Below are 24,479 nucleotides of genomic sequence, written 5' to 3'. Positions count from 1 at the left end.
TTCTGCCTATCGGAGCCACCATGCAAACCAAACCGTTCCTGTCGCTGGACGACGTCAAGAAGATCGCTGCCGGCGCTGAAGCCGAAGCCCGTGCCAACAACTGGAACGTGGCCATCTCGGTGGTCGATGACGGTGGCCACCTGCTGTGGCTGCAGCGCATGGACGGCGCTGCCCCGATCTCCTCGCAGATCGCCCCGGCCAAGGCCCGCACCGCCGCTCTGGGCCGCCGCGAAAGCAAGATCTATGAAGACATGATCAACAACGGTCGCGTCTCCTTCCTGAGCGCCCCCGGCCTGGACGGCCTGCTCGAAGGCGGTGTGCCGGTGGTGGTGGAAGGCCATTACGTCGGCGCCGTCGGCGTTTCCGGCGTGAAGTCCTCGGAAGACGTGCAGATCGCCAAGGCCGGTATCGCTGCCCTGGGCCTGTAATTTCCCTTCGACGCCGGCGGCCTTGCCGGCCGGCGTTCCCGCCTTGCTTGCACGCTGTTTCGGTGCAATTTCGGTGCAATTTACGCCAACTTTCGGCAATCTACGATTTGCCGGAGGGAGGCTTTTGCGCTATAATCGAGCGGTTTAGCCAATTTTATCCGCCGTAGCGCATACCCATTCCTCTTCCTCGTTCCCAACAGGCCCAGCCACGCTTCCGTACCGAATGAGTCGGGGTGTTCGCGCCGGTCAGTTTGGCGCGCAAAGGTCTACCGGTCATCCAGCCGCGGCGGTAACAATCTCAGGAGTTACCCTTGCTGCCTCTTCTTTCCGGTCCCGCGATTCCGGCCGTCCTCGCGCTCGCAGACGGGTCTGTCTTCCAAGGTTTTTCCATCGGCGCCGCAGGCAACACCACCGGTGAGGTCGTGTTCAATACCGCGATGACCGGCTACCAGGAAATCCTGACCGACCCCAGCTACAGCCGCCAGATCGTCACCCTCACTTATCCGCACATCGGCAACACGGGCGTGAACCGTGAAGACGTCGAAGCTTCGCAGATCCACGCCGCCGGCCTCATCATCAAGGACCTGCCGCGCCTGCTGTCGAACTTCCGCAGCCAGCAATCGCTGTCGGATTACCTCAAGGAAGGCAACATCGTCTCCATCGCCGGCATCGATACCCGCAAGCTGACCCGCATCCTGCGCGAGAAGGGTGCCCAGAACGGCGCCATCGTCGCCGGTGAAGCTGACATCGCTGCGGCGACCGCCAAGGCACTGGAACTGGCGCGCGCCTTCCCGGGCCTGGCCGGCATGGACCTGGCCAAGGTGGTTTCCACCCAGAAGGCCTACAACTGGACCGAGACCGAATGGCGCCTGGGCCGCGGCTATGGCCAGCAGATCACCCCGAAATTCCACGTGGTCGCCTTCGACTACGGCGTCAAGTACAACATCCTGCGCATGCTGGCCGAGCGCGGCTGCAAGGTCACCGTGCTGCCGGCACAAGCCACTGCTGCAGAAGCGCTGGCCCTGAACCCGGACGGCATCTTCCTCTCCAACGGTCCTGGCGATCCGGAACCCTGTGATTACGCCATCGCCGCATCCAAGGAACTGATCGAGCGCGGCATCCCGACCTTCGGCATCTGCCTGGGTCACCAGATCATGGCCCTGGCCTCCGGTGCCAAGACCCTCAAGATGAAGTTCGGCCACCACGGCGCCAACCACCCGGTGCAGGACCTGGACAGCAAGCAGGTGATGATCACCTCGCAGAACCACGGTTTCGCCGTGGACCAGGCGACCCTGCCGGCCAACTGCCGCGTGACCCACGTGTCGCTCTTCGATGGCTCGCTGCAAGGCTTCGAGCGCACCGACAAACCTGCTTTCTGCTTCCAGGGCCACCCCGAAGCATCCCCTGGACCGCATGACATCGCTCCCCTGTTCGACAAGTTCGTGGCGATGATGGAGAAGAAACAAAATGCCTAAGCGTACTGACATCAAAAGCATCCTGATCATTGGCGCTGGCCCGATCATCATCGGCCAGGCCTGCGAATTCGACTATTCCGGCGCCCAGGCCTGCAAGGCCCTGCGTGAAGAAGGTTTCAAGGTCATCCTGGTCAACAGCAATCCGGCCACCATCATGACCGACCCGGAAATGGCCGATGCCACCTACATCGAGCCGATCACCTGGCAAGCGGTGGAACGCATCATCGCCAAGGAAAAGCCGGACGCCATCCTGCCGACCATGGGCGGCCAGACCGCGCTGAACTGCGCACTGGACCTGCACCGCAACGGCGTGCTGGACAAGTACAAGGTCGAGCTGATCGGTGCGACTCCGGAAGCCATCGACAAGGCCGAAGACCGCTCCAAGTTCAAGCAGGCTATGACCAAGATCGGCCTGGGTTCGGCTCGTTCGGGCGTGTCGCACACGATGGAAGAATCGTGGGCGGTGCAGAAGACCATCGGCTTCCCGGTCATCATCCGTCCGTCCTTCACCATGGGCGGCACCGGCGGCGGCATCGCCTACAACGCCGAAGAATTCGAAACCATCTGCAAGCGCGGCCTGGAAGCTTCGCCGACCTCCGAACTGCTGATCGAAGAATCGCTGATCGGCTGGAAGGAATACGAAATGGAAGTGGTCCGCGACAAGGCGGACAACTGCATCATCGTCTGCTCCATCGAAAACCTGGACCCGATGGGCGTGCACACCGGTGACTCCATCACCGTGGCGCCGGCCCAGACGCTGACCGACAAGGAATACCAGATCATGCGTAACGCCTCGCTGGCGGTGCTGCGTGAAATCGGTGTGGATACCGGCGGCTCCAACGTGCAGTTCTCGGTCAACCCGGCCGATGGCCGCATGATCGTCATCGAAATGAACCCGCGCGTCTCGCGTTCCTCGGCACTGGCCTCCAAGGCCACCGGCTTCCCGATCGCCAAGATCGCCGCCAAGCTGGCCGTGGGCTTCACGCTTGATGAGCTGCGCAACGAGATCACCGGCGGCGCGACCCCGGCGTCCTTCGAGCCGTCCATCGACTACGTCGTGACCAAGATCCCGCGCTTCACCTTCGAGAAATTCCCGCAGGCAGACAAGCACCTGACCACCCAGATGAAGTCCGTGGGTGAAGTCATGGCCATCGGCCGTACCTTCCAGGAATCCTTCCAGAAGGCCCTGCGCGGCCTGGAAGTGGGCGTGGACGGCATGAACGAAAAGACCACCGACCGCGAACTGATCGAGAAGGAACTGGGCGAACCCGGTCCGGATCGCATCTGGTACGTGGGCGACGCCTTCGCCCAAGGCTTCTCGCTGGAAGAAGTGCATGGTTTGACCCACATCGACCCGTGGTTCCTGTCGCAGATCAAGGAGATCGTCGACATCGAACTGTGGCTGGAAAAGGATGTGGCGCTGGAGTCGCTGGACAAGGCGACCCTGTTCCAGCTGAAGCAGAAGGGCTTCTCGGATCGCCGCCTGGCCAAGCTGCTGAAGACCACCGACACCGCCGTGCGCGAACAGCGCAAGAAGCTGGGTGTGCGTCCGGTCTTCAAGCGCGTCGATACCTGTGCGGGCGAGTTCTCGACCGATACCGCCTACATGTATTCGACCTATGACGAAGAGTGCGAATCCAACCCGACCGACAAGAAGAAGATCATGGTGCTGGGCGGTGGCCCGAACCGTATCGGCCAGGGTATCGAATTCGACTATTGCTGCGTGCATGCCGCGCTGGCCATGCGTGACGATGGTTACGAAACCATCATGGTCAACTGCAACCCGGAAACCGTCTCGACCGACTACGACACCTCCGATCGCCTGTACTTCGAGCCGGTGACGCTGGAAGACGTGCTGGAAATCGTCGACAAGGAAAAGCCGGTCGGCGTGATCGTCCAATACGGCGGCCAGACCCCGCTGAAGCTGGCGCTGGAGCTGGAAGCCAATGGCGTGCCCATCGTCGGCACCTCGCCCGACATGATCGACGCTGCCGAAGACCGCGAGCGTTTCCAGAAGCTGCTGCAGGACCTGGGCCTGCGCCAGCCGCCCAACCGTACCGCCCGTACCGAAGCCGACGCGCTGCAACTGGCGCAGGAAATTGGCTATCCGCTGGTGGTGCGCCCGTCCTACGTGCTGGGTGGCCGCGCCATGGAAATCGTCCACGAGCAGCGTGACCTGGAGCGCTACATGCGTGAAGCCGTCAAGGTTTCGCATGACTCTCCGGTGCTGCTGGATCGCTTCCTGAACGATGCGATCGAGGTGGATGTGGACTGCCTCTCCGACGGTGAACGTACCTTCATCGGTGGCGTGATGGAACACATCGAACAGGCTGGCGTGCACTCGGGTGACTCGGCTTGCTCGCTGCCGCCGTATTCGCTGTCCAAGGACACCATCGAAGAACTGAAGCGCCAGACCGCGCTGATGGCCAAGGGCCTGAACGTGGTCGGCCTGATGAACGTGCAGTTCGCCATCCAGCAAAGTGAAGTCGATGGCAAGACTGTCGATACCGTCTTCGTGCTGGAAGTGAATCCGCGTGCATCGCGCACCGTGCCCTTCGTCTCCAAGGCCACCGGCCTGCAGCTGGCCAAGATCGCCGCGCGTTGCATGGTCGGCCAGTCGCTGGACAGCCAGGGCATCAAGAACGAAGTCGTGCCGCCTTACTACAGCGTCAAGGAAGCCGTGTTCCCGTTCGTCAAGTTCCCGGGCGTGGATACCATCCTCGGCCCTGAGATGAAGTCCACCGGTGAAGTCATGGGCGTGGGCAAGACCTTCGGCGAAGCCTTCGTGAAGTCGCAGATGGGTGCCGGCGTGAAGCTGCCGAAGTCGGGCAAGGTGTTCCTGTCGGTGAAGAACAGCGACAAGCCGCGTGCCGTGCAAGTGGCGCGCGACCTGGTTGGGCTGGGCTTCTCGATTGTCGCCACCAAGGGCACGGCGGCTGCCATCAGCGCAGCCGGCATCCCCGTGGCCACCGTCAACAAGGTGGTGGAAGGCCGTCCGCACATCGTGGACATGGTCAAGAACAACGAGATCGCCCTCGTGGTGAACACCGTTGAAGAAAAGCGCAACGCCATTGCCGACTCCGGAGCGATCCGCACTTCGGCCCTGGCCGCCCGCGTGACCACCTTCACCACCATCGCCGGTGCCGAAGCGGCAGTGGAAGGCATGCGCCATCTGGACGCGCTGGACGTCTACGATTTACAAGGCCTGCATAAAGCTATACACTAAACCCACAACACGTTACTTTTGCCGGCGTTAGTTTGATGGGCGCCGGCAGGCAAAGAGGGCATCTGAGCAATCGATGCCCTCTCTGACTTTTGGACGACACCCTGCGGCCACAACATGTTCAATGTTGCAGGGCAGATCCGTCCGGGGACGCTAAGGACATGACGCCATCGGGCCACATTCATTTGGGCTTGCGCGTGGCGTCATGTCCTTAGCGGCTCTGAGTCAGAGCGCGTGTTGTTGAAGAGCTGACGGAATCCTGCAGCAACGGTCCGTTCACCAGCCAGACTGTTCCCGTAAAGACAAGGCTTGTCCGCCAGGTTGGCGGCGCGGCTCTCTTTTTGCGTGTTCAGCGGCCGGCGGACCTTGGATGCGTCTTCCGTGTAACCCTAACCTTGAGCAAGAGACTTATGAGCACAGTTCCCCTTACCAAGCGTGGCGCCGAACTTCTGAAGGAAGAATTGCACCGTTTGAAAACCAAAGACCGTCCGGAAGTCATCAATGCGATCGCCGAAGCGCGCGCGCAGGGCGACTTGTCCGAAAACGCCGAATACGAGTCCGCCAAGGAGCGCCAGGCCTTCATCGAAGGCCGTATCGCCGACCTGGAAGGCAAGCTGGGCGCGGCCCAGATCGTCGACCCGGCCGAACTGAACGCCGAAGGCCGCGTGGTCTTCGCCTCCACCGTGGACCTGGAAAACCTGGACAGCGGCGAGAAGGTGACCTACCAGATCGTGGGCCTGGACGAAGCCGACATCAAGGAATCGAAGGTCTCGGTGACCTCGCCCATCGCCCGTGCCCTGATCGGCAAGAGCGCCGGTGACGTGGTGGCCGTGGAAGCCCCCTCGGGCCTGAAGGAATACGAAATCCTGGAAGTGCGCTACGTCTGATGTAGCCCGCCGCATCCGTCTCGCTCAAGCCTGGCGGATGCGCCAATGATCCTGCCGCAATACCGACGCCGGAAATGAAAATGCCCGCATCAGCGGGCATTCTGTTTTGTGGGCCGCAGCAAGCTGCAGCCCGGCGCGACGGGCGATCGAGGGATCAGCCGAGCGACTTCTTGGTGCTGCGCTGGCGCGGCTTGGCCTTCTTGACCAGGCCACCGGCGGTAATGCGTTCATTGCCCTTGAGCATGACCTTGCTCACCGAAGGGCGCTTGGTGGCGTGCGACTTGACGATGGTCACTTCGCGCAGGCCGCCCTTGGCACCGGCAGCGGCTTTCTTGCCTTCGTCCTTTTGCGGGCGATACAGCACCAGCAGCTTGCCGATGTGTTGGACCGGCGCTGCCTTGAGTTCAGCGCAGATGGTTTCGTAGATCGCGATGCGAGCTTCGCGGTCGTCGCCGAAGACGCGGACCTTGATGAGGCCGTGGGCGTTCAGGCTCTTGTCGATTTCCTTCATGACGGATTCGGTCAGGCCACTTTCGCCTACCATCACGACGGGGTTCAAGCCATGGGCCTGGGCGCGCAGTTCGCTGCGCTCGGCGGGAGTCAGATTCAACATGGGAGTGCGGGTTCGGGACGAGGTCTCGGCGAAGCCAAGTTGTCCCTCAATGAGATAAAACCAGTATTCTACGCGAATGGCAAAGAACAAACTGAACAAAAACTGGTTACACGACCATATCAACGACCCTTATGTGAAGTTGGCGCAGAAGGAAGGCTATCGTGCGCGTGCGGCCTACAAGCTCAAGGAAATCGATGAGGAAGAGCGTCTCATCAAGCCCGGGCAGGTGATCGTCGACCTCGGCTGCACTCCCGGCAGCTGGTGCCAGTACGTGCGCAACAAGCTGGCCGGGGCTGAAGGCGGGGGCATCCACGGCACCATCATCGGACTGGACATCCTGCCGATGGATCCGATTGCGGATGTGCACTACATTCAGGGTGACTTCCGCGAAGATGAGCCAGTACGCCAGCTGGAAGCCTTGCTGCAGGGCCGCAAGGCCGACCTGGTGCTGTCGGACATGGCGCCCAATCTGTCGGGCGTGGCCATTGCCGATGCCGCGCGGGTGGAGTACCTGATCGACCTGGCCATCGATTTTGCCCAGCTGCACATGAAACCTGGCGGCGCTTTGCTGGTCAAGTGTTTCAACGGGACCGGCTACAACGAACTGGTGCACAAATTCCGGGCCGAATTCAAGACGGTGATGTCGAAGAAGCCCAAGGCCAGCCGCGACAAGTCGTCCGAAATCTTTCTGCTAGGGAAAATCCTGAAAAATCCTCGCAGCTAATTCAGTTAAAGTTGATGCAAAACCGGTTCGTCGTCCGCAAACCAGCGCAAAATCTGCTGTGAACACGGCGATTTAGTGAATTTTCCTGCCTTGTTTTGCCCGATTTCAGCCTTATATCGATTTCTGTAAATCGTTAGTTTGTCTGAATCGCAGGCAAGAATGTCTTCCCCGCCAGTCTTCAAGCTGATGTCGGAATGGCAAAGAAATGCGCCAGCAGCCGGGTGTGACGCCTTTTTGTGCGTTGCGCGATGGCACAGTGGGGCAGGGCGAGGCTGGGCGGACGGTGGTTTTCCGTGTAAGGGTGGTTGAATCCGGGTAAAATCGGACGATACAAAGGCAACGTGGCGCGCAGGCGTCGGAGGAGTTCCAGTGAACAATATGTTTTCAAAGGCTGCCATCTGGGTAGTCATCGCGCTCGTGCTGTTTATGGTGTTCAAACAGTTCGACAGCCGCAGCATGGCGACCAATGCCAAGCCGATCGCGTATTCGGACTTCATCTCCGAGGTCAAGGCCGGACACATCAAGGATGCGACCATCGAGGATCGCAACATCATCGCCACCACCCAGGATGGCACCAAGGTCAAGACCGCGACCACCATCCTGGACCGCGGCCTGGTCGGTGACCTGCTCAACAATGGCGTGAAGTTCGACGTGCGCCAGCCGGAAGAGCAGTCCTTCCTGTCGCAAATCTTCATTTCCTGGTTCCCGATGCTGTTGTTGATTGGCGTCTGGATCTTCTTCATGCGCCAGATGCAAGGCGGCGGCAAGGGCGGCGCGTTCTCCTTCGGCAAGTCGAAGGCGCGCATGCTGGATGAGAACAGCAACTCGGTCACCTTCGCCGATGTCGCCGGTTGCGACGAAGCCAAGGAAGAAGTCCAGGAGCTGGTCGAATTCCTGCGTGACCCGACCAAGTTCCAGAAGCTGGGCGGCCGCATCCCCCACGGCGTGCTGATGGTCGGCCCCCCGGGTACCGGCAAGACCCTGCTGGCCCGCGCCATCGCCGGCGAAGCCAAGGTGCCGTTCTTCACCATCTCGGGTTCGGACTTCGTGGAAATGTTCGTCGGTGTCGGTGCCTCCCGTGTGCGCGACATGTTCGAGAACGCCAAGAAGCACGCTCCCTGCATCATCTTCATCGACGAAATCGACGCCGTCGGCCGCCATCGTGGTGCCGGCATGGGTGGCGGCAACGACGAACGCGAACAGACCCTGAACCAGATGCTGGTGGAGATGGACGGCTTCGAAGCCAACTCCGGCGTCATCGTGATCGCTGCCACCAACCGCGCCGACGTGCTGGACAAGGCGTTGCTGCGTCCGGGCCGCTTCGACCGCCAGGTGATGGTCGGCCTGCCCGACATCCGTGGCCGCGAACAGATCCTCTACGTCCACATGCGCAAGGTGCCCATCGCTCCTGACGTCAAGGCCGACATCCTGGCCCGTGGCACCCCCGGTTTCTCCGGTGCCGACCTGGCCAACCTGGTCAACGAAGCCGCGCTCTTCGCTGCGCGCCGCAACAAGCGCCTGGTGGAAATGCAGGACTTCGAAGATGCCAAGGACAAGATCGTCATGGGTCCGGAACGCAAGTCGGCCGTGATGCGCGAGGAAGAACGCCGCAACACCGCTTATCACGAGTCCGGCCACGCGGTTGTCGCCAAGCTGCTGCCCAAGGCCGATCCGGTCCACAAGGTCACCATCATGCCGCGTGGCTATGCCCTCGGCCTGACCTGGCAGCTGCCGGAACATGACCGCGTGAACATGTACAAGGACAAGATGCTGGAAGAGATCTCGATCCTCTTCGGTGGCCGTATCGCTGAAGAAATCTTCATGCACCAGATGTCCACCGGCGCGTCCAACGACTTCGAGCGCGCCACCAAGCTGGCCCGCGCCATGGTTACCCGCTATGGCATGTCCGTGACCCTGGGCACCATGGTGTATGAAGATTCGGAGCAGGATGCCTACTTCGGCCGCATGTCGTCCAAGACCGTCTCCGAAGCCACCCAGCAAAAGGTGGACGCTGAAATCCGCAGCATCCTGGACGAGCAATACGCCCTGGCCCGCCGCCTGCTGGAAGAGAACCGCGAGAAGGTCGACGTCATGGCCAAGGCCCTGCTGGAATGGGAAACCCTGGACGCTGATCAGGTCAACGACATCATGAATGGCGACGAACCGCGTCCGCCGCGCAATGGTGTGCCGGTCAAGAAGTCGCCCTCGGACAACAACCGTTCCGGCGACGTCTCGCCCAACGCCACTGCCCCGGCCTGAGGCGTGCAGCGCAAGGCGCAGGGTGTGAATGCCTGAAGCCGCAGACCCGATGAAGGTGAGGAGAAATCCTCACCTTTTTTATTTGGCGAATGAATTTGGCAGATGAAAAACCGTGCAGCCGATGGCGCCCCTGCCGGACAAAAGTGTAAAGGCGGTCCATCGGCGGTGTATCATGCTGCCGCACAGCGATGGTGCGCGGCGCAGCATGCTTAGGGCCGCCACCTCGGGCAATTCATCCGCATCACCTACCACAGCAAGATGACGCAAGCTTTCCTCAAATGCGGCAGGTTCCGCCTGCCGGTCCAGCCTGGCCGCCGGCCACTGGTCATGGGCATCCTCAACGTGACGCCCGATTCCTTCTCCGATGGCGGTCGCCATCATTCGCTGGAACTGGCCCTGACCCATGCCGAACAGATGATTGCCGACGGCGTCGACATCATCGACATCGGTGGCGAGTCCACCCGCCCCGGCATTGCGCCGCTGTCGCTGCAGGAAGAGCTGGAGCGCGTCATGCCGGTGATCTACGCCCTGCGCGACTGCGGCAAGCCCCTGTCCCTGGATACCTACAAGCCGGCCGTCATGCGCGAAGCGCTGGTCGCCGAGGTGGACATGATCAACGACATCAACGGTTTCCGTGCCGAGGGGGCCATCGACGCGGTCAAGGACAGCGAAGCCGGCCTGTGCGTGATGCACATGCAAGGCCAGCCCCAGACCATGCAGCAAGAACCCCGATATGAAGATGTGGTCACCGAGGTCGAGCAATTCCTGCAGACCCAGGTCGGCCTGATGAAGGCGGCCGGTATCGGACGTGAACGAATTTGCATCGACCCCGGTTTTGGTTTCGGCAAGACTGTGGAGCATAATCTGGCTTTGCTCAGGAACACGCGCCGATTGATCGACACGCTGGACCTGCCGCTGCTGGCCGGCATGTCGCGCAAGTCCATGATCGGTGCGGTCACCGGCAAGCCGCTGGAACGCCGCATGGCCGGCAGTATCGGTGCTGCGCTGGCGGCGGCGCAGCAGGGGGCGATGATCATCCGCGTGCACGATGTGGCCGAGACGGTCGATGCGCTGGCCATGTGGCAGGCAGGACGCGGCGACCTTTGATGCGGGCGGCGCTACGTATGCGAACGTGATCGAAACTCAAGCACGACAACAGATTTCATGGGAAACAGGCCAGTGCGCTCGCCGGGCCTGCAAGACATCAATAAGCAATAAGCGTTAAGCGATAAGGGACCAACATGGCAGGTAAATACTTCGGCACCGATGGCGTGCGCGGTCGCGTGGGCGTGGCCCCGATCACACCGGATTTCGTCATGCGCCTGGGCTATGCGGCCGGCAAGGTCCTGGCCAAGTCCAAGGATGGCGTGGCCCGACCGACGGTGCTGATCGGCAAGGACACCCGCATCTCCGGCTACATGCTGGAAGCCGCGCTGGAAGCCGGCTTCGCCGCTGCCGGCGTGGACGTCTGGCTGGCTGGCCCGCTGCCGACCCCGGCCGTGGCCTACCTGACCCGCGCCCAGCGTCTCTCGGCCGGGGTGGTGATCTCGGCCTCGCACAATCCCTATCACGACAACGGCATCAAGTTCTTCTCGGCCAAGGGCAACAAGCTGCCCGACCAGGTCGAGGCGGATATCGAAGCGGCGCTGGAGCAGCCCATGGAGTGCGTCCCCTCCGAGAAGCTGGGCAAGGCGCGCCGCCTGTCGGATGCGGCCGGCCGCTACATCGAATTCTGCAAGAGCACCTTCCCCAGTGCCATGGACCTGCGCGGCATGCGCCTGGTGGTGGACTGTGCCAACGGCGCGGCCTACAACATCGCCCCGCACGTATTCCATGAGCTGGGCGCGGAAGTCATCACCATCGGCAACCAGCCCGATGGCCTGAACATCAACGAGGATTGCGGTGCCACCGCGCCTAAATCGCTGGTGGCCTCGGTGCGTGAATATCGGGCCGACCTCGGCATTGCGCTCGATGGCGATGCCGACCGTCTCATCATGGTCGATGGCAGCGGCCGCATCTACAACGGTGATGAACTGCTTTACCTGATGGTCAAGGACCGCCTGAGCAGCGGCGCGGTCGATGGCGCAGTCGGTACCCTCATGACCAACATGGCCCTGGAAGTGGCCTTCAAGAAGATGGGCGTGCCCTTCGCACGTGCCAAGGTGGGCGACCGCTACGTGCTGGAAGTGCTGCAGGAGAAGGGCTGGCTGCTCGGCGGCGAAGGCTCCGGCCACCTGCTGGCACTGGACAAGCACACCACCGGCGACGGCATCGTCTCGGCGCTGCAGGTGCTGTGTGCCTTGAAGCGCGCCGGCCAGACCCTGGCGCAGATGACCGGCGACATCACCCTGTATCCGCAATCGCTGATCAATGTGAAGATTCCTGCCGGCTACGACTGGAAGTCCAACACCGCGCTGCAAGCCGAACAGGCCGCCGTGGAAGAGGAATTGGGCGAGCGCGGCCGGGTATTGTTGCGTCCGTCCGGTACCGAGCCGCTGATCCGCGTGATGGTGGAGGCGCAGGAAGCCGAGCTGGCGCGCAGCATGGCCCAGCGTATCGCGGCCAAGGTGCTCTGAGTCAGTTGTTGCGGATCCAAGGACGATGTCAAAAGAGCTCCCTCATATCCTGATGGTCGAAGACGAACCCAGCATCGCGGAGCTGTTGCGCTTCACGATGCAGGGCGCGGGCTTTGCCACCACCATCGCCACCGACGTGGCCCAGGCCCGCAAGCTGATTGCCGAGTCGCTGCCTCATGTCGTGCTGCTGGACTGGATGCTGCCCGACAGCTCCGGCCTGGTGCTGCTCTCGGAGCTGCGGCGCGACCAGCGCACGGCGGCGCTGCCGGTCATCATGCTCACCGCCAAGGGCATGGAAGAAGACAAGGTCAAGGGCTTGAACGAAGGTGCGGATGATTACGTGACCAAGCCGTTCTCTCCCAAGGAACTGGTGGCGCGCGTGCAGGCCCTGTTGCGCCGAAAGGCGCCGGAGATCGGCAGCCAGGCTCTCAAATACCGCGACATCAGCATTGACGTCGAACGCCGCCAGGTGGCGGTGGCGGGCCGGGCGGTGGCGCTGGACCAGGCCGAATTCAAGCTGCTGCGCTATCTGGTGGCGCATCCGGAACGCATCTTCTCGCGTGCCCAGTTGCTGGACAAGGTCTGGGGTGACCACACCTTCATCGAGGAACGCACGGTGGATGTGCACATCATGCGGCTGCGCAAGTCGCTGGGCGATCTGGCGCATTACGTGCAGACGGTGCGCGGGATGGGGTACAAGCTGAGCGCCGAGCAGTGAGGTGAGCTACCCGCTGGCAGCGCGATGAATGAAAAGGCGATCCCCGGATCGCCTTTTTTTGCGTCTGATCAGTCCAGCGGCACGCTGCGATAGCGGTTCACGTCTGACGCCGAGACGAATCCCCCTTGGTTGCCCCAGCTGTTGCGGACATAGGAGACCAATGCCGCCACTTCCTGGTCGCTCAGTTGCGGACCGAAGGGCGGCATGCCGAAGGGATAGGGATTGCCCGCCGTCGACGGCGGGAAGCCGCCGTTGAGCACCGCGCGAATGGCATTGACCGGTTGCGGTCCGCCAATGGCGTGATTGCCGGCCAGCGGCGGATAGTCCGGTGCACTGCCTTGACCCTTGCCGCCGTGGCAGTCCACGCATAACTCCCCATAGAGCTTCTTGCCCTGTTTGAGGATGCGTTCCGCCTCGGCGGGCTCCGGCTGCGCGGCGGCGCTGGCAGCGGGCAGGGGCTGGGCCGGCAGCGACTTCAGGTAGACCGCCATCGCATTGATGTCCTCATCGTTCAGATACTGCAGGCTGCGCCCGACGATTTCCGACATCGGCCCCAGCGAGGTGCCGCGCGGCGAGACGCCAGTCCTGAGCAGGGCGGCGATGTCGGCTTCACTCCAGCCGCCCAGGCCGTGTTCGCCACCATGCAGGGGCGGTGCATACCAGTCCAGCGCGGGGATCATGCCGCCGGCCAGATCCAGCGGTGCGATGCTGGCCGCCACCACGTTGCGGGCGCTGTGGCAGGCGCTGCAATGGCCAGCGCCGCGTACCAGATAGGCACCGCGATTCCACTGGGCGGAGCGCGCCGGATCAGGCTGGTAAACAGCCGGTGTGAAGAAAAACGCACGCCATAGCCCCAGCAGCGGGCGCTGGTCGTAAGGGAAGCGCAAGTCATGTGAACGATTGGGCTGATTTACGGGGGGCAGCGTGCGCAGCCAGGCGAACAGGGCGTCGCTGTCTTCGCGGCTGAGCTGGGTGTAGCTGGTGTAGGGGAAGGCCGGAAAGAGGAAGCGGCCATCGCGTCCGCGCCCGTGGTGCAGGGCACGCCAGAAATCGCCGGCGCTCCAGTCGCCGATGCCGTTGGCGCGATCGGGTGTGATGTTGGTGGTGTAGATCGTGCCGAAGGGTGTCGGCAGGGCGCGTCCCCCGGCATAGGCCGCGCCGCCGCGCACGGTGTGGCAGGCCATGCAATTGCCGGCGCGCGCCAGGTACTGGCCCCTGGTCAGCTGCGCCTGATGGTCGGTCACCGGGACGACCACGCCAGGATCTTCACTGCGCAGGCTTTGCCAGGCGATCACGCCGCCGGTCAGCGCCACCACGGCCAGCACGCTGCCCAGCAGGATTCCCAGGCCCAGGCGCAAGGTCTTGTTCATCGTGCCGCTCCTGCACTGGCGGAGGAACCCGGCATGCTGCCGCAGGCCACCGGCAAAGGTTTGGGCAGCACGCGCTCAGGCGCATAGTCCGCCGGGACCGGCTGGGAGGACAGCCAGCTGCTGGCGGCATTGATTTCTTCCGGGCTCAATGCCCTGGCGATCTCGCCCATGCAATCGGGGGCCTTGGCGGTGCGTTCGCCATTGCGCCAGGCGCCCAGTTGCGCATTGATGTAGTCGCGCGGCAGGCCCAGCAATCCCGGAATGCCGGGCTGCACGCCGGTCAACCCGGCACCGTGGCAACTGGCGCAGGCCGCAATGCCCTGGGCTGGCTTGCCCTGGCTGACCAGCAGGCGTCCGCGTTCCAGCACCGTGGCGCTCACATCGGCCGGCACCGGGGGCGGATAAGGCGGATGCTGGTCGGCGAAGAACAGGGCGATCTGCTGAAGATAATCGTCAGAGAGATGGCCCAGCAGGTAATTCATCATCGGATAGCGGCGTCGGCCATCGCGGAAACTCTGCAGCTGGTTCAGCAGATAGCCCTCCGGCTTGCCGGCGATGCGCGGATAGTAGCCATCGGCCGTGGCGCGCCCTTCCTTGCCATGGCAGGCGATGCAGGCGGCCATGCGTTCGGCCATGCCCGGTATGGCGCGCGGCTTGTCCGCGGGCGTCTGGGCCATGGCTGCGCCGCCCGCGATCAGTGTCCCCAGGGCGGCGGCTGCAAGCTTCTTCATATTTGTTGTGGGCAAGCGCATCGGCCTATTGTAGTCCATGCGCACGCCGCGCTTGCGGCTTTGCAAGGCCGGGCGCAGCGGATACAATAGCGGCCTTGTTGGCCCCCGTAGCTCAGTGGATAGAGCGATCCCCTCCTAAGTCAAATTGGGCAGCGGATGCCGAAAGGCGCCGCCTGAATGGAGTCAAAGTCGGTGAACCCTGACAGCGCATGCATGCACGTTTGCAGCGGCTGCTGGCAATACCGAGCCAAGCCGGTTTCCTGCGAAGCCGGAAGGTGTAGAGACTAGACGGCTCCGGCCTTCCGACCTTGCCGTCAGGGCAGGGTCCATGGCCAAGGTATAGTCCAGACTACAAACATCCGGTTACACGACGTTCATGTATCTGATGGTGGCGAAAGCCATAGTGGTATGAAGGGATAGGTCACACGTTCGATCCGTGTCGGGGGCACCAGACAAAAGGAAACGGGCACTTCTTCGGAAGTGCCCGTTTTTTTTCGTGCTGCCGATTGGCTGAATGAAGATGCCAGGCCGGTGGCCCGGCATTGCCTCAATGACCCTGGTTGGTATTGTCCAGGAAGCGTCTTGCGCTCTCGCTCTGAGGCCGGTTTGCTGAGCCGCCAGGCGCTGCCCCCGGCGCTCCCTGCGACGTGCCCGGCACGTTCGGTGCCGGTTGCGCATTGCCCGGTGCAGCCGGAGTCTGGCTGGGTGTCCAGCCGAAGAAGTTCGAGATCGCATCCACCACCGTCACGCCCACATTGGTCACCAGGCCGTTGTTGGGCGTGAAGTTGTCGTAATAGGGCTCGCCATCGATGAAGCGGATGCCTTCCGGCACCGGCAGGTCGAACTGCGGCACCCCCTTCAAGGCCTTGGCCATGTAATCGACCCAGATCGGCAGCGCCAGCTGTGCGCCGAATTCCTTGCTGCCCAGGCTCTTGGGCTGGTCATAGCCCATCCAGGCCACGGTGGCCAAAGTGCGCTGGTAACCGGCGAACCAGCCGTCGACGGCATCATTGGTGGTACCGGTCTTGCCGGCCAGGTCGGTGCGGCCGATGCTGTTGCTGCGCGCGCCGGTGCCGCCCTGGGCCACCGCCTTGAGCATGCTGGTCATCATGTAGCTGTTGCGTTCCGAGACCACGCGCGGTGCGCCATTGCCCACGATCAGCGGCTCCGCCTTGGACAGCACCTTGCCGCGCGCATCGGTGATCTGCGAGATCAGGTAGGGCTGGATCTTGTAGCCGCCGTTGGCAAACACCGAGTAGGCGGCAGACAGCTGCAGCGGATTGGTCTGGCCTGCACCCAGCGCCATGGGCAGGTAGGGCGGGACCTTGTCGGCATCAAAACCATAGGTGCCGGTGATGAAGTCCTTGGCATAGGGCACGCCGATGTAGTCCAGCGTGCGGATCGCCACCAGGTTCACCGACTTCTGCAGGGCAGTGCGCACGGTGATGGGGCCGGCCGGGGTTTCGTCATCCTTGGGTTCCCAGTTCGGCTGGCCGGGGCCGGCCGGATAGGAAACCGGGGCATCGTTGACGATGGAAGCCGGTGCAAAACCCTTCTCCAATGCAGCCGAATAGATGAAGGGTTTGAAGGTCGAACCCGGCTGGCGCCAGGCTTGGGTCACGTGGTTGAAATTGTTCTGGGTGAAGTCGAAACCACCCACCAGGGCGCGGATGGCACCATCCTGCGGCACCACCGAGACCAGCGCCGCTTCCACCTGCGGCAACTGCACCACCTGCCAGTTCTGCTTGGCATCCTGCATCACGCGGATCAGGGCACCCGGCGCGATGCGGATATCCTTCTTGGCCTTCTCCGACAGGGCCGCGGCCACGAAGCGCAGGGCTTCGCCCTTGATGCTGATCTTGTCGCCGCTGCGCAGCACCGCATCGATCTGCTTGGGGCTGGCGGCCACCACCACGGCGGCCAGGATGTCGTCGTTGTCGGGATGGTCGTCCATGACGTCGTCAATGGCCGAGGCGCGGTCGTCCGCATTGGCGGGCAGCTCGATGGTTTCTTCCGGACCGCGATAGCCGTGGCGGCGGTCGTAATCCATTACGCCCTTGCGCACGGCCAGGTAGGCCGCCTGCTGGTCGGCTGCATTGACGGTGGTGTAGACGTTGAAGCCCTGGGTGTAGGTGTCTTCCTTGTACTGCGCATACACCATCTGGCGCACCATTTCGTTCACGTATTCGGCGTGGATACTGTACTGGCTGCCCGGTGCACGGACCTTCAGTTCTTCCTTGGCGGCCTTTTCATATTGCGCCTTGGTGATGAAGCCCACTTCCATCATGCGCTGCAGGATGTATTGCTGGCGGATGTGCGCGCGCTTGGGGTTGACGATGGGGTTGTAGGCCGAGGGGGCCTTGGGCAGGCCGGCCAGCATGGCGGCTTCGGCCAGGGAAATATCCTTCAGGTCCTTGCCGAAGTAGGTGCGGGCGGCAGCAGCGAAGCCGAAGGCGCGCTGGCCCAGGTAGATCTGGTTCATGTAGACCTCCAGGATCTGGTCCTTGGTCAGGGCATGTTCGATCTTGTTGGCCAGCAGCACTTCGTAGAGCTTGCGGGAGAAGGTCTTTTCCTTGGTCAGGAAGACGTTGCGCGCCACCTGCATGGTGATGGTGCTGGCCCCCTGCGAGGCACTGCCGCGCAGCACGTCGGTGGCCAGGGCGCGGGCGATGCCGATCCAGTCGATGCCGCCGTGCTCATAGAAACGATAGTCCTCGATGGCCAGCACGGCATTCTTCATGTCGGCCGGGATATCTTCCAGTTTGACCAGGCTGCGCTTTTCTTCACCAAACTCGCCGAGCAGGACCTTGTCCTCGGACCAGATGCGCAGCGGCACCTTGGGACGGTAGTCGGTGATCAGGTCCAGCGAAGGCAGGCGCGGGTTGATGAAGATCAGTGCATACACCACCAGCAGGGCAGCGGCGACGCCGAGACCGAGGATGGACAGACCGATGAACTTGGCGATGTTGGGATTGAGGAAGCCGCGCTGGCGGCGCAGGTCCGGCAAAGAGGAAAAAGGCATGGGATGAGCGGGAATCGGAATGCGCTATCTTACCGCATCGCACCGCCGGCCCGGCGTGCCCGCCACGGGCAATGCTTAACCAGTTGTAACATGGCGCCCGGACGACGGGGAAATTCGAGCTTTTGTCGTTATTTTTCATCAATCCCGTTGCCAAAGTGCAAGCCGCAGCCGTTCCAGCCCATCGGAAGGGGCAAGGGCGCGCTTAAATCAGCATTTGTGCGGCGCAGTCGGTACAATGCCGCTCTCGCGCTTTTTCCTGCATCAAGCGCCTTTCGCATTCATCCTGCGCGGCTTGGGCCGACGCATTCACGCAGATCACGCACGCTATGGCAGTCATTTCCCTCTCCGACGCACAACTGGCCTTCGGCCACGTCGCCCTCCTGGATCACGCCGAATTCTCGCTGGAGACTGGCGAACGCATCGGCCTGATCGGCCGCAACGGCACCGGCAAGTCCTCGCTGCTGAAGATCATTGCCGGCCGTTCCAAGCTCGATGATGGCCTCTTGGTGATGCAGCAGAACCTGAAGATCGCCTACGTCGACCAGGAACCGCATTTCCCGGAAGAGATGACGGTCTTCGACGCCGTGGCCTCCGGCCTGGGCGAGCTGCCGGCGCTCTTGGCCGAATACGAAGCCATCACCGGCCAGTTCGGCGGCGACAATGACGACGCCCTGCTGGAGCGCATGCACCAGATCCAGACCGTGCTGGATGCGGCCGACGCCTGGTCCATCGGCAACAAGGTCGAGACCACCCTGGACAAGCTGAACCTGAACCGCGACGCCCGCATCGGCGAGCTCTCCGGCGGCATGAAGAAGCGTGTAGCGCTGGCTTGCGGCCTGGTCGGCAACCCCGACGTGCTGCTGTTGGACGAACCGACCAACCACCTCGACTTCGGCTCCATCCTGTGGCTGGAAGGCCTGCTGCGCGACTTCAAGGGCAGCATCCTCTTCATCACCCACGACCGCAGCTTCCTGGACAACGTCTCTACCCGCATCATCGAACTGGATCGCGGCAAGATTCTTTCCTTCCCCGGCAACTTCACGACCTACCAGGCCCGCAAGGCCGAGCTGCTGGCCAATGAAGAAGTGGAAAATGCCAAGTTCGACAAATTCCTGGCGCAGGAAGAAGTCTGGATCCGCAAGGGCGTGCAGGCCCGCCGCACCCGCGACGAAGGCCGTGTGCGCCGCCTGGAAGCCCTGCGCGTGCAGCGCAGCGAGCGCCGCGAGCGGCAGGGGCAGGTGAAGCTGGAAGTGGGTACCGGTGAACGTTCCGGCAAGATCGTGGCGGAACTGGAAAACGTCAACAAGGCCTACGGCCCCAAGACCATCGTGCGCGACTTCAGCAGCATCCTCATGCGCGGCGACAAGGTCGGCCTGATCGGCCAGAACGGTGCCGGCAAGACCACCCTGCTCAAGCTGATCCTGGGCGAGGAAGCGCCGGACAGCGGTACCGTCAAGCAGGGTACCAAGATGCAGGTCGCGTATTTCGATCAGATGCGCGCGCAGCTGAATGAAGAAACGACCCTGGCCGATACCATCGCGCCGGGCAGCGACTGGGTGGAAGTCAACGGCCAGCGCAAGCATGTGATGACCTATCTGTCGGACTTCCTGTTCGCGCCGGAACGCGCCCGTTCGCCGGTGCGCACGCTCTCCGGTGGCGAGCGCAACCGCCTGTTGCTGGCGCGCCTGTTCGCCAAGCCGGCCAACGTGCTGGTGCTGGACGAGCCGACCAACGACCTCGATATCGATACCCTGGAACTGCTGGAAGAATTGCTGGAAGAATATGAAGGCACCGTCTTCCTGGTCAGCCACGACCGCATGTTCCTGGACAACGTGGTCACGCAGGTGATCGCCTCCGAAGGCAATGGCGTCTGGCGTGAATACGTGGGCGGCTATTCCGATTGGGAGCGCCAGCGCCCGGCGCAGACATCGGCAGGGGCCAAGGCCGCTGCCAAGGCGGCCGACAAGAACGAGGTCAAGGCCGAATCCACCATGGCCGCTCCGGCCGCCGCACCTGCACCGGCCAAGAAGAAGCTGAGCTACAAGGAACAGCGCGAGCTGGAAGAACTGCCCAAGCGCATCGCCGCGCTGGAAGCGGAACAGAAGGAGCTGTCGGCGAAACTGGCCGATCCGGATCTGTACAAGAAGGGGGCCGATGAAGCCGTCAAGCTGAACCAGCGCTTCGCCGAGATCGACGAAGAACTGCTGGTGAGCCTGGAACGCTGGGAAGAGATCGAAGGGAAGCAGTAAGCCCGGAAGACCGGGACGACCCGGTCAGCTCGGCTTGCGCAATGCTTCGCGCAGGTCGGGCAGCATCTCCCGCAGGTTGGGCGCGTCCTCGGCATGGGGACGCAGGGCCAGATAGGCTTCCAGATCCTCCAGCGCCGCCTGGGCTTGCCCGAGGTTGGCATAGGCCAGCCCACGGTCGCGTTTCTCGGTGATTTCCTCGGGCAGCAGGATCACCAGTCTCTCCTGTACATCCAGCACCTGTTGCCAGCGCTGGCTTTCCATGAAGATGGCCTTGAGGTTGCGGAGCATGCGCGCCAGGATCTCGCGTGGATGGGCCGCGCGCAGGTAGGCCGCCAGCGGCAGTTCATCGCCGAAATCTTCTTCCGGCTGATGCGCCAGATAGGGCTCCAGCCGCTCTTCCAGTTCCTGCCGCGACAGGCTTGCGCCATTCATGGGATCGAGCACGATTTCACCCGATTGCACCGACAGCTTCATCAGGAAGTGGCCGGGGAAGGAAACTCCCTTCATCTCCAGGCCGATCTGCTGCGCCAGTTCGATATAGACCACCGCCAGCGAGATCGGAATGCCGCGCCGCGTCGAAATCACGCGGTGGATATAGCTGTTGTCGGGATCGTAGTAATTGTTGACGTTGCCGGCGAAGGCCATTTCCTGGAAGAAGAAATGGTTCAGCATGCGCAGCTTCTGGATCTGCGAGGCATCCTGGGGCAGGCGCTGCCTGAGCTTGAGCGCCAGCGTGTCGAGCGCCATCTCTTCCTCGGCAAAATCCATTTCCGGATAAAAATCCTGTCCCAGCGTCAAGGCGGATTCGAACAACGGAATCGAATCGTCCTGGCGCACCAGCGAAGCAAAATAGTCGAGGGAGGTGAGCGTCATGTCACCCATGCTATCAAAATATTGCGCGCTGCGTCAGGTCTGCCGGGTGGGGAATGAAATTTCTTGTTTCAGACCGCTCCAGGCTTGTGCTGAAGCGATCTGCAAGGCTGATCAGCGGCGCGCGATGCGCTTGAATTCACGCAGGCGGAAGCCCATCGCGAACAGCGGGCCGAAATAGGCCACCGCACACACTGCCAGCACCAGCATCAGCGCCCCGATGCGCAGCAGCGGATGGGCGCGCAGGGCGACCCAGTCGAAGTGGCCGGAAATCCACAGCGCCACCCCGGCCATCACCAGCAGCGCGCCGGTCAGGCGTACCAGGAACAGGCCCCAGCCCGGACGCGGCACGTAGATCTGGCGGCGGCGCAGGCCGATGTAAAGACACAGGGCATTGAGGCAGGCCCCCAGACCGATCGACAAGGCCAGGCCGGCGTGCGAGAACAGGGGCACGAAGACGCTGTTCATGAGCTGGGTGGCGATCAGCACGCCCACGGCGATGATGACGGGGGTGCGGATATCCTGCTTGGCATAGAAGCCGGGGGCCAGAATCTTCACCACGATCAAGCCGATCAGGCCCACGCCATAGGCCACCAGGGCGTGGCCGACCATGGTCACCGACAGTGCATCGAAGCGGCCATAGTGGAACAGGGTGGCGGTGAGCGGCTCGGAGAGCGTGGCCAGGCCCACGGCCGAGGGCATGGCCAGCATGAAGGTCAGGCGCAGTCCCCAGTCCAGCAGGGCGGAATACTCATCCATGTCGTCGGCAGCATGGGCGTTGGCCAGGCTGGGCAGCAGAATAGTGCCGAGCGCCACGCCCAGCAGGGCGGTGGGAAATTCCATCAGGCGGTCGGCATAGCTGAGCCACGAGACGCTGCCGTGTTCCAGGCGCGAGGCGATGTTGGTGTTGATCATCAGGCTGATCTGCGCCGCCGAGACGGCGAAGACGGCCGGGCCCATCTTCTTGAGCACGCGCTTGACGCCTTCGTCGCGCAGGCCCAGCAGGGGATTCCAGTACAGGCGCGGCAGCATGCCGATCTTGATCAGCGCCGGCACCTGGATCGCCACCTGCAGGATGCCGCCCACCAGCACCGCGAAGGCCATCGCATAGATGGGCTGTTCCATGAAGGGGGCCACGAAGAGCGAGGCCACGATGAAGGCGACATTGAGCAGCACCGAGGTGACTGCCGGGATCTTGAATTCCTTCCAGGTATTGAGGATGCCGCCGGCCAGCGCCACGAAGGCCATGAAGCCGATGTACGGGAACATGATGCGGGTCATCAGCACCGAGGCCTGGAAGGCCTCCGGGTTGTATTGGAGTCCGGTGGCGATGAAATAGACCACGAAGGGGGTGGCGACGATGCCGGCCACGCAGGTGATCAGCATGACCCACATCAGGGCCGTGGCCACGTGGTCCACCAGGTGTTTGGTCTCCTCGGGACCGCGGCGGTTCTTGTATTCGGCCAGGATGGGCACGAAGGCCTGCGAGAAGGCGCCTTCGGCGAAGAGCCGGCGCAGCAGGTTGGGAATGCGGAAGGCGATGTTGAAGGCGTCGGTGTAGGCCGAAGCGCCGAAGGCGCGGGCGAACAGGATTTCCCGGGCCAGCCCGGTGATGCGCGAGAGCATCGTCATGCCGGAGATGGCGGCGAGGGTTTTATGCAGATTCATGGAGCGGCATTATAGCGGTGGGCAGCGGTGCTTTTGCTGGAGTGGCAAGGATTGGTGCGGGAGCACGACAGGGGGCGGGCAGGCCCGGACACGGGTGGTTCGGAGGCGATATGAAGGAAAAGACAATCCCCCTGCTGCACGGCGCAATAGACTCGCTGCCTTGGCCACAGGTTCGGCGGCAGGGATGAATTTCTTTGCGGAAATCGGAATGAGTGCGGTGGCATCGCAACGGATGGCACCGTGTTTACAGCAGAAGCAGACAAGTTGATTGCCTTGTCACGGGAATCTCGTTATAATCCGATGCTTTACAGAATTTGGCATCGCGAGTCCTCGGGGTTTGCGGCGCAAACGACTCTCGATTTAGGATAATTTTCATGGCAAATACCGCACAGGCACGTAAGCGTGCTCGTCAAGCAGTCAAGCAAAACGCTCACAACTCGAGCCAGCGCTCGACCCTGCGCACCGCAATCAAGGCAGTTCGCAAGGCGATCGCCGCCGGCGACAAGGCTGCAGCAACCTCCGTGTTCCAATCTTCCGTGTCGACCATCGACAGCATCGCCGACAAGAAGATCATTCACAAGAACAAGGCCGCTCGCCACAAGAGCCGTCTGGCTGCTGCCCTGAAGGCCCTGGCTGCTTAATTGCATCTTGGCTTGAACTGAAGCGCGGCGTCGCCCGCTTCAGGCTGCAGTACAAGAAAACCGCTTGATTTCAAGCGGTTTTTTGCGTTTGGGCGGCGTGTTTCAAGCGCGTTTCCAGCCTGGCTGCCGAGATAACGGGCCGCAGCCACGCGCTGCAGCCCGGATGCCTTATTGGGGCAATCCCTCGATCCTGGTACCGGGCTTGATGTTCTTCTGCTTGAACCAGCCCTTGTTCATCTCCAGCGCATAGACCGCCGCGCGCTTGGCACAGTGCGAATCCAGGGTCTGTTCCTTCATTTCCTCGATGTTGATGATGACGCCTTTTTCGTCCATGAAGGCCACCGACAGCGGGATCAGCGTATTTTTCATCCACATGCATACCCCGGCCGGCTGGCCGAACAGGAACAGCATGCCCTCGTTTTCGCCCATCTTCTCGCGGAACATCAGGCCTTGCTCGCGCTCGGCTTCGGTCTGGGCCACTTCGGCCTTGATCAGGTGGATGCCGATATTGAGCTGGGTGGTCGGGAATTTGCGCACCTGCGGCGTCTGCGCGCCGGCGGTGGACAGGCAGCCGACAGCCAGCAGGGCGACGGCGCTGTGCATGAAGCAACGGGAAAGTCGGGAAAGTGAAGATTGGCGCATGTTCTTTATCAATCGGGATTCGGATCGGGCAGGATAGCAGCAGCGGGGCGGGGCGTGTGCACCGGGAGCGGGGCGCTGGCCGGCGTGGATGGCTACGGGGTGCGTCGCCTGAACCGCGCGGACATGAAAAAAGGCAGGACCAGCCTGCCTTTTTTGAGTGCGGACGCTAATTACTTAGCTTCAGCTGCCTTCTTTGCCTTCTTTGCCTTCTTTGCCTTCTTGGCCTTCTTTGCCTTCGGAGCAGCGGCTTCAGCCTTCGGCGCTTCCGGAGCGGCCGGAGCTTGTGCGAAAGCAGCAGTGGCGAACAGACCAGCGATCAGAGCGGCGATCAATTTTTTCATTTTGCGTCCTTCAATTCAACATGTTAGGGATGTGAGGCAAAC

At 62.4% G+C, this 24,479-nt stretch carries 20 protein-coding genes; 11 read left to right on the top strand and 9 right to left on the bottom strand.

Features of this window, described 5'->3' with window-relative positions:
• Positions 1–20 precede the first annotated feature (20 nt).
• From J2X56_RS13640 to greA, 4 genes are all read left to right on the top strand, one after another.
• The gene (locus J2X56_RS13640; protein WP_034338629.1) at positions 21–428 is read left to right on the top strand and encodes a heme-binding protein; all 408 of its coding nucleotides are present in this window, start codon (positions 21–23) and stop codon (positions 426–428) included.
• Between the two features lie 311 nt (positions 429–739).
• Positions 740–1,903 (top strand): glutamine-hydrolyzing carbamoyl-phosphate synthase small subunit, encoded by a 1,164-nt coding sequence (gene carA / locus J2X56_RS13635; protein WP_013233399.1) that lies wholly within the window; start codon positions 740–742, stop codon positions 1,901–1,903.
• Positions 1,896–5,129 (top strand): carbamoyl-phosphate synthase large subunit, encoded by a 3,234-nt coding sequence (carB, locus tag J2X56_RS13630; RefSeq protein ID WP_310160615.1) that lies wholly within the window; start codon positions 1,896–1,898, stop codon positions 5,127–5,129. Before carA ends, carB begins: the two co-directional genes overlap by 8 nt.
• Positions 5,130–5,536: 407 nt before the next feature.
• Positions 5,537–6,013 carry a transcription elongation factor GreA gene (gene greA, locus J2X56_RS13625; protein ID WP_013233401.1) on the top strand — a complete coding sequence of 159 codons (477 nt, stop codon included), beginning with the start codon at positions 5,537–5,539 and terminating at the stop codon, positions 6,011–6,013.
• 154 nt (positions 6,014–6,167) lie between these two features.
• Here greA and yhbY read toward each other — a convergent pair whose 3' ends face one another.
• Complete coding sequence (gene yhbY, locus J2X56_RS13620) at positions 6,168–6,626, bottom strand: ribosome assembly RNA-binding protein YhbY (protein ID WP_034340366.1); 459 nt, start codon at positions 6,624–6,626, stop codon at positions 6,168–6,170.
• 76 nt (positions 6,627–6,702) lie between these two features.
• Here yhbY and J2X56_RS13615 point away from each other — a divergent pair, with 76 nt between their 5' ends.
• Positions 6,703–7,350, top strand: coding sequence for an RlmE family RNA methyltransferase (locus tag J2X56_RS13615; protein WP_034340369.1), 648 nt, complete (start codon positions 6,703–6,705; stop codon positions 7,348–7,350).
• A 5-nt stretch (positions 7,351–7,355) separates the two neighbouring features.
• Here J2X56_RS13615 and J2X56_RS13610 read toward each other — a convergent pair whose 3' ends face one another.
• On the bottom strand, positions 7,356–7,760 hold the full coding sequence (locus J2X56_RS13610) for a hypothetical protein (RefSeq protein WP_310160671.1): 405 nt from the start codon (positions 7,758–7,760) through the stop codon (positions 7,356–7,358).
• Between J2X56_RS13610 and ftsH the strand changes: the two genes are divergently transcribed.
• The 4 genes from ftsH (at position 7,720) to J2X56_RS13590 (ending at position 12,903) form a co-directional block, all read left to right on the top strand.
• Entirely contained in the window at positions 7,720–9,609 is a 1,890-nt protein-coding gene (gene ftsH / locus J2X56_RS13605; protein ID WP_121038211.1) for an ATP-dependent zinc metalloprotease FtsH, read from the top strand. The two genes, J2X56_RS13610 and ftsH, sit on opposite strands and share 41 nt — an antisense overlap.
• Before the next feature lie 258 nt (positions 9,610–9,867).
• Positions 9,868–10,716, top strand: a complete 849-nt coding sequence (folP, locus tag J2X56_RS13600; RefSeq protein WP_121038214.1) for a dihydropteroate synthase — start codon at positions 9,868–9,870, stop codon at positions 10,714–10,716.
• Between the two features lie 134 nt (positions 10,717–10,850).
• Positions 10,851–12,185: a phosphoglucosamine mutase gene (gene glmM / locus J2X56_RS13595; RefSeq protein ID WP_034340380.1), complete on the top strand. Its 1,335-nt coding sequence runs from the start codon at positions 10,851–10,853 to the stop codon at positions 12,183–12,185.
• A gap of 25 nt (positions 12,186–12,210) precedes the next feature.
• Positions 12,211–12,903 (top strand): response regulator, encoded by a 693-nt coding sequence (locus J2X56_RS13590; RefSeq protein WP_034340383.1) that lies wholly within the window; start codon positions 12,211–12,213, stop codon positions 12,901–12,903.
• 68 nt (positions 12,904–12,971) lie between these two features.
• On the opposite strand, the gene J2X56_RS13585 is transcribed toward J2X56_RS13590, so the two are convergent.
• From J2X56_RS13585 to J2X56_RS13575, 3 genes are all read right to left on the bottom strand, one after another.
• Positions 12,972–14,273, bottom strand: coding sequence for a cytochrome c (locus J2X56_RS13585; protein WP_121038217.1), 1,302 nt, complete (start codon positions 14,271–14,273; stop codon positions 12,972–12,974).
• The gene (locus tag J2X56_RS13580) at positions 14,270–15,004 is read right to left on the bottom strand and encodes a c-type cytochrome (protein ID WP_375166018.1); all 735 of its coding nucleotides are present in this window, start codon (positions 15,002–15,004) and stop codon (positions 14,270–14,272) included. The genes J2X56_RS13585 and J2X56_RS13580 overlap by 4 nt, the downstream gene beginning before the upstream one ends.
• A gap of 547 nt (positions 15,005–15,551) precedes the next feature.
• Positions 15,552–18,026 (bottom strand): penicillin-binding protein 1A, encoded by a 2,475-nt coding sequence (locus J2X56_RS13575; RefSeq protein ID WP_121038223.1) that lies wholly within the window; start codon positions 18,024–18,026, stop codon positions 15,552–15,554.
• 326 nt (positions 18,027–18,352) lie between these two features.
• Between J2X56_RS13575 and J2X56_RS13570 the strand changes: the two genes are divergently transcribed.
• Complete coding sequence (locus J2X56_RS13570; RefSeq protein ID WP_209531691.1) at positions 18,353–20,275, top strand: ATP-binding cassette domain-containing protein; 1,923 nt, start codon at positions 18,353–18,355, stop codon at positions 20,273–20,275.
• Between the two features lie 24 nt (positions 20,276–20,299).
• On the opposite strand, the gene J2X56_RS13565 is transcribed toward J2X56_RS13570, so the two are convergent.
• Positions 20,300–21,148 (bottom strand): SirB1 family protein, encoded by an 849-nt coding sequence (locus J2X56_RS13565; RefSeq protein WP_034340401.1) that lies wholly within the window; start codon positions 21,146–21,148, stop codon positions 20,300–20,302.
• A 111-nt stretch (positions 21,149–21,259) separates the two neighbouring features.
• The gene (murJ, locus tag J2X56_RS13560) at positions 21,260–22,813 is read right to left on the bottom strand and encodes a murein biosynthesis integral membrane protein MurJ (protein WP_121038231.1); all 1,554 of its coding nucleotides are present in this window, start codon (positions 22,811–22,813) and stop codon (positions 21,260–21,262) included.
• 374 nt (positions 22,814–23,187) lie between these two features.
• Here murJ and rpsT point away from each other — a divergent pair, with 374 nt between their 5' ends.
• Entirely contained in the window at positions 23,188–23,454 is a 267-nt protein-coding gene (gene rpsT / locus J2X56_RS13555) for a 30S ribosomal protein S20 (RefSeq protein WP_006463174.1), read from the top strand.
• Between the two features lie 168 nt (positions 23,455–23,622).
• Here rpsT and J2X56_RS13550 read toward each other — a convergent pair whose 3' ends face one another.
• Both J2X56_RS13550 and J2X56_RS13545 read right to left on the bottom strand, forming a co-directional pair.
• Entirely contained in the window at positions 23,623–24,096 is a 474-nt protein-coding gene (locus J2X56_RS13550) for a DUF192 domain-containing protein (RefSeq protein WP_209568602.1), read from the bottom strand.
• A gap of 170 nt (positions 24,097–24,266) precedes the next feature.
• Positions 24,267–24,437 carry a hypothetical protein gene (locus J2X56_RS13545; protein WP_006463172.1) on the bottom strand — a complete coding sequence of 57 codons (171 nt, stop codon included), beginning with the start codon at positions 24,435–24,437 and terminating at the stop codon, positions 24,267–24,269.
• Positions 24,438–24,479: the final 42 nt, after the last annotated feature.

Source organism: Herbaspirillum sp. 1173 (assembly GCF_031455335.1).
Taxonomy (GTDB): Bacteria; Pseudomonadota; Gammaproteobacteria; order Burkholderiales; family Burkholderiaceae_D; genus Herbaspirillum; species Herbaspirillum huttiense.
The sequence above is the reverse complement of the archived record's forward strand: the minus strand, read 5'-3'. Positions and strand labels throughout refer to the sequence as shown.

Excerpts from the sequence above, each read along its gene's own strand:
- J2X56_RS13640 (WP_034338629.1), top strand. The coding sequence starts at position 21 with ATGCAAACCAAACCGTTCCTGTCGCTGGACGACGTCAAGAAGATCGCT.
- carB (WP_310160615.1), top strand. The coding sequence starts at position 1,896 with ATGCCTAAGCGTACTGACATCAAAAGCATCCTGATCATTGGCGCTGGC.
- greA (WP_013233401.1), top strand. The coding sequence starts at position 5,537 with ATGAGCACAGTTCCCCTTACCAAGCGTGGCGCCGAACTTCTGAAGGAA.
- yhbY (WP_034340366.1), bottom strand. The coding sequence starts at position 6,626 with ATGTTGAATCTGACTCCCGCCGAGCGCAGCGAACTGCGCGCCCAGGCC.
- J2X56_RS13615 (WP_034340369.1), top strand. The coding sequence starts at position 6,703 with ATGGCAAAGAACAAACTGAACAAAAACTGGTTACACGACCATATCAAC.
- J2X56_RS13610 (WP_310160671.1), bottom strand. The coding sequence starts at position 7,760 with ATGACTACCCAGATGGCAGCCTTTGAAAACATATTGTTCACTGGAACT.
- folP (WP_121038214.1), top strand. The coding sequence starts at position 9,868 with ATGACGCAAGCTTTCCTCAAATGCGGCAGGTTCCGCCTGCCGGTCCAG.
- glmM (WP_034340380.1), top strand. The coding sequence starts at position 10,851 with ATGGCAGGTAAATACTTCGGCACCGATGGCGTGCGCGGTCGCGTGGGC.
- J2X56_RS13590 (WP_034340383.1), top strand. The coding sequence starts at position 12,211 with ATGTCAAAAGAGCTCCCTCATATCCTGATGGTCGAAGACGAACCCAGC.
- J2X56_RS13585 (WP_121038217.1), bottom strand. The coding sequence starts at position 14,273 with ATGAACAAGACCTTGCGCCTGGGCCTGGGAATCCTGCTGGGCAGCGTG.
- J2X56_RS13580 (WP_375166018.1), bottom strand. The coding sequence starts at position 15,004 with ATGAAGAAGCTTGCAGCCGCCGCCCTGGGGACACTGATCGCGGGCGGC.
- J2X56_RS13575 (WP_121038223.1), bottom strand. The coding sequence starts at position 18,026 with ATGCCTTTTTCCTCTTTGCCGGACCTGCGCCGCCAGCGCGGCTTCCTC.
- J2X56_RS13570 (WP_209531691.1), top strand. The coding sequence starts at position 18,353 with ATGGCAGTCATTTCCCTCTCCGACGCACAACTGGCCTTCGGCCACGTC.
- J2X56_RS13565 (WP_034340401.1), bottom strand. The coding sequence starts at position 21,148 with ATGACGCTCACCTCCCTCGACTATTTTGCTTCGCTGGTGCGCCAGGAC.
- murJ (WP_121038231.1), bottom strand. The coding sequence starts at position 22,813 with ATGAATCTGCATAAAACCCTCGCCGCCATCTCCGGCATGACGATGCTC.
- rpsT (WP_006463174.1), top strand. The coding sequence starts at position 23,188 with ATGGCAAATACCGCACAGGCACGTAAGCGTGCTCGTCAAGCAGTCAAG.
- J2X56_RS13550 (WP_209568602.1), bottom strand. The coding sequence starts at position 24,096 with ATGCGCCAATCTTCACTTTCCCGACTTTCCCGTTGCTTCATGCACAGC.
- J2X56_RS13545 (WP_006463172.1), bottom strand. The coding sequence starts at position 24,437 with ATGAAAAAATTGATCGCCGCTCTGATCGCTGGTCTGTTCGCCACTGCT.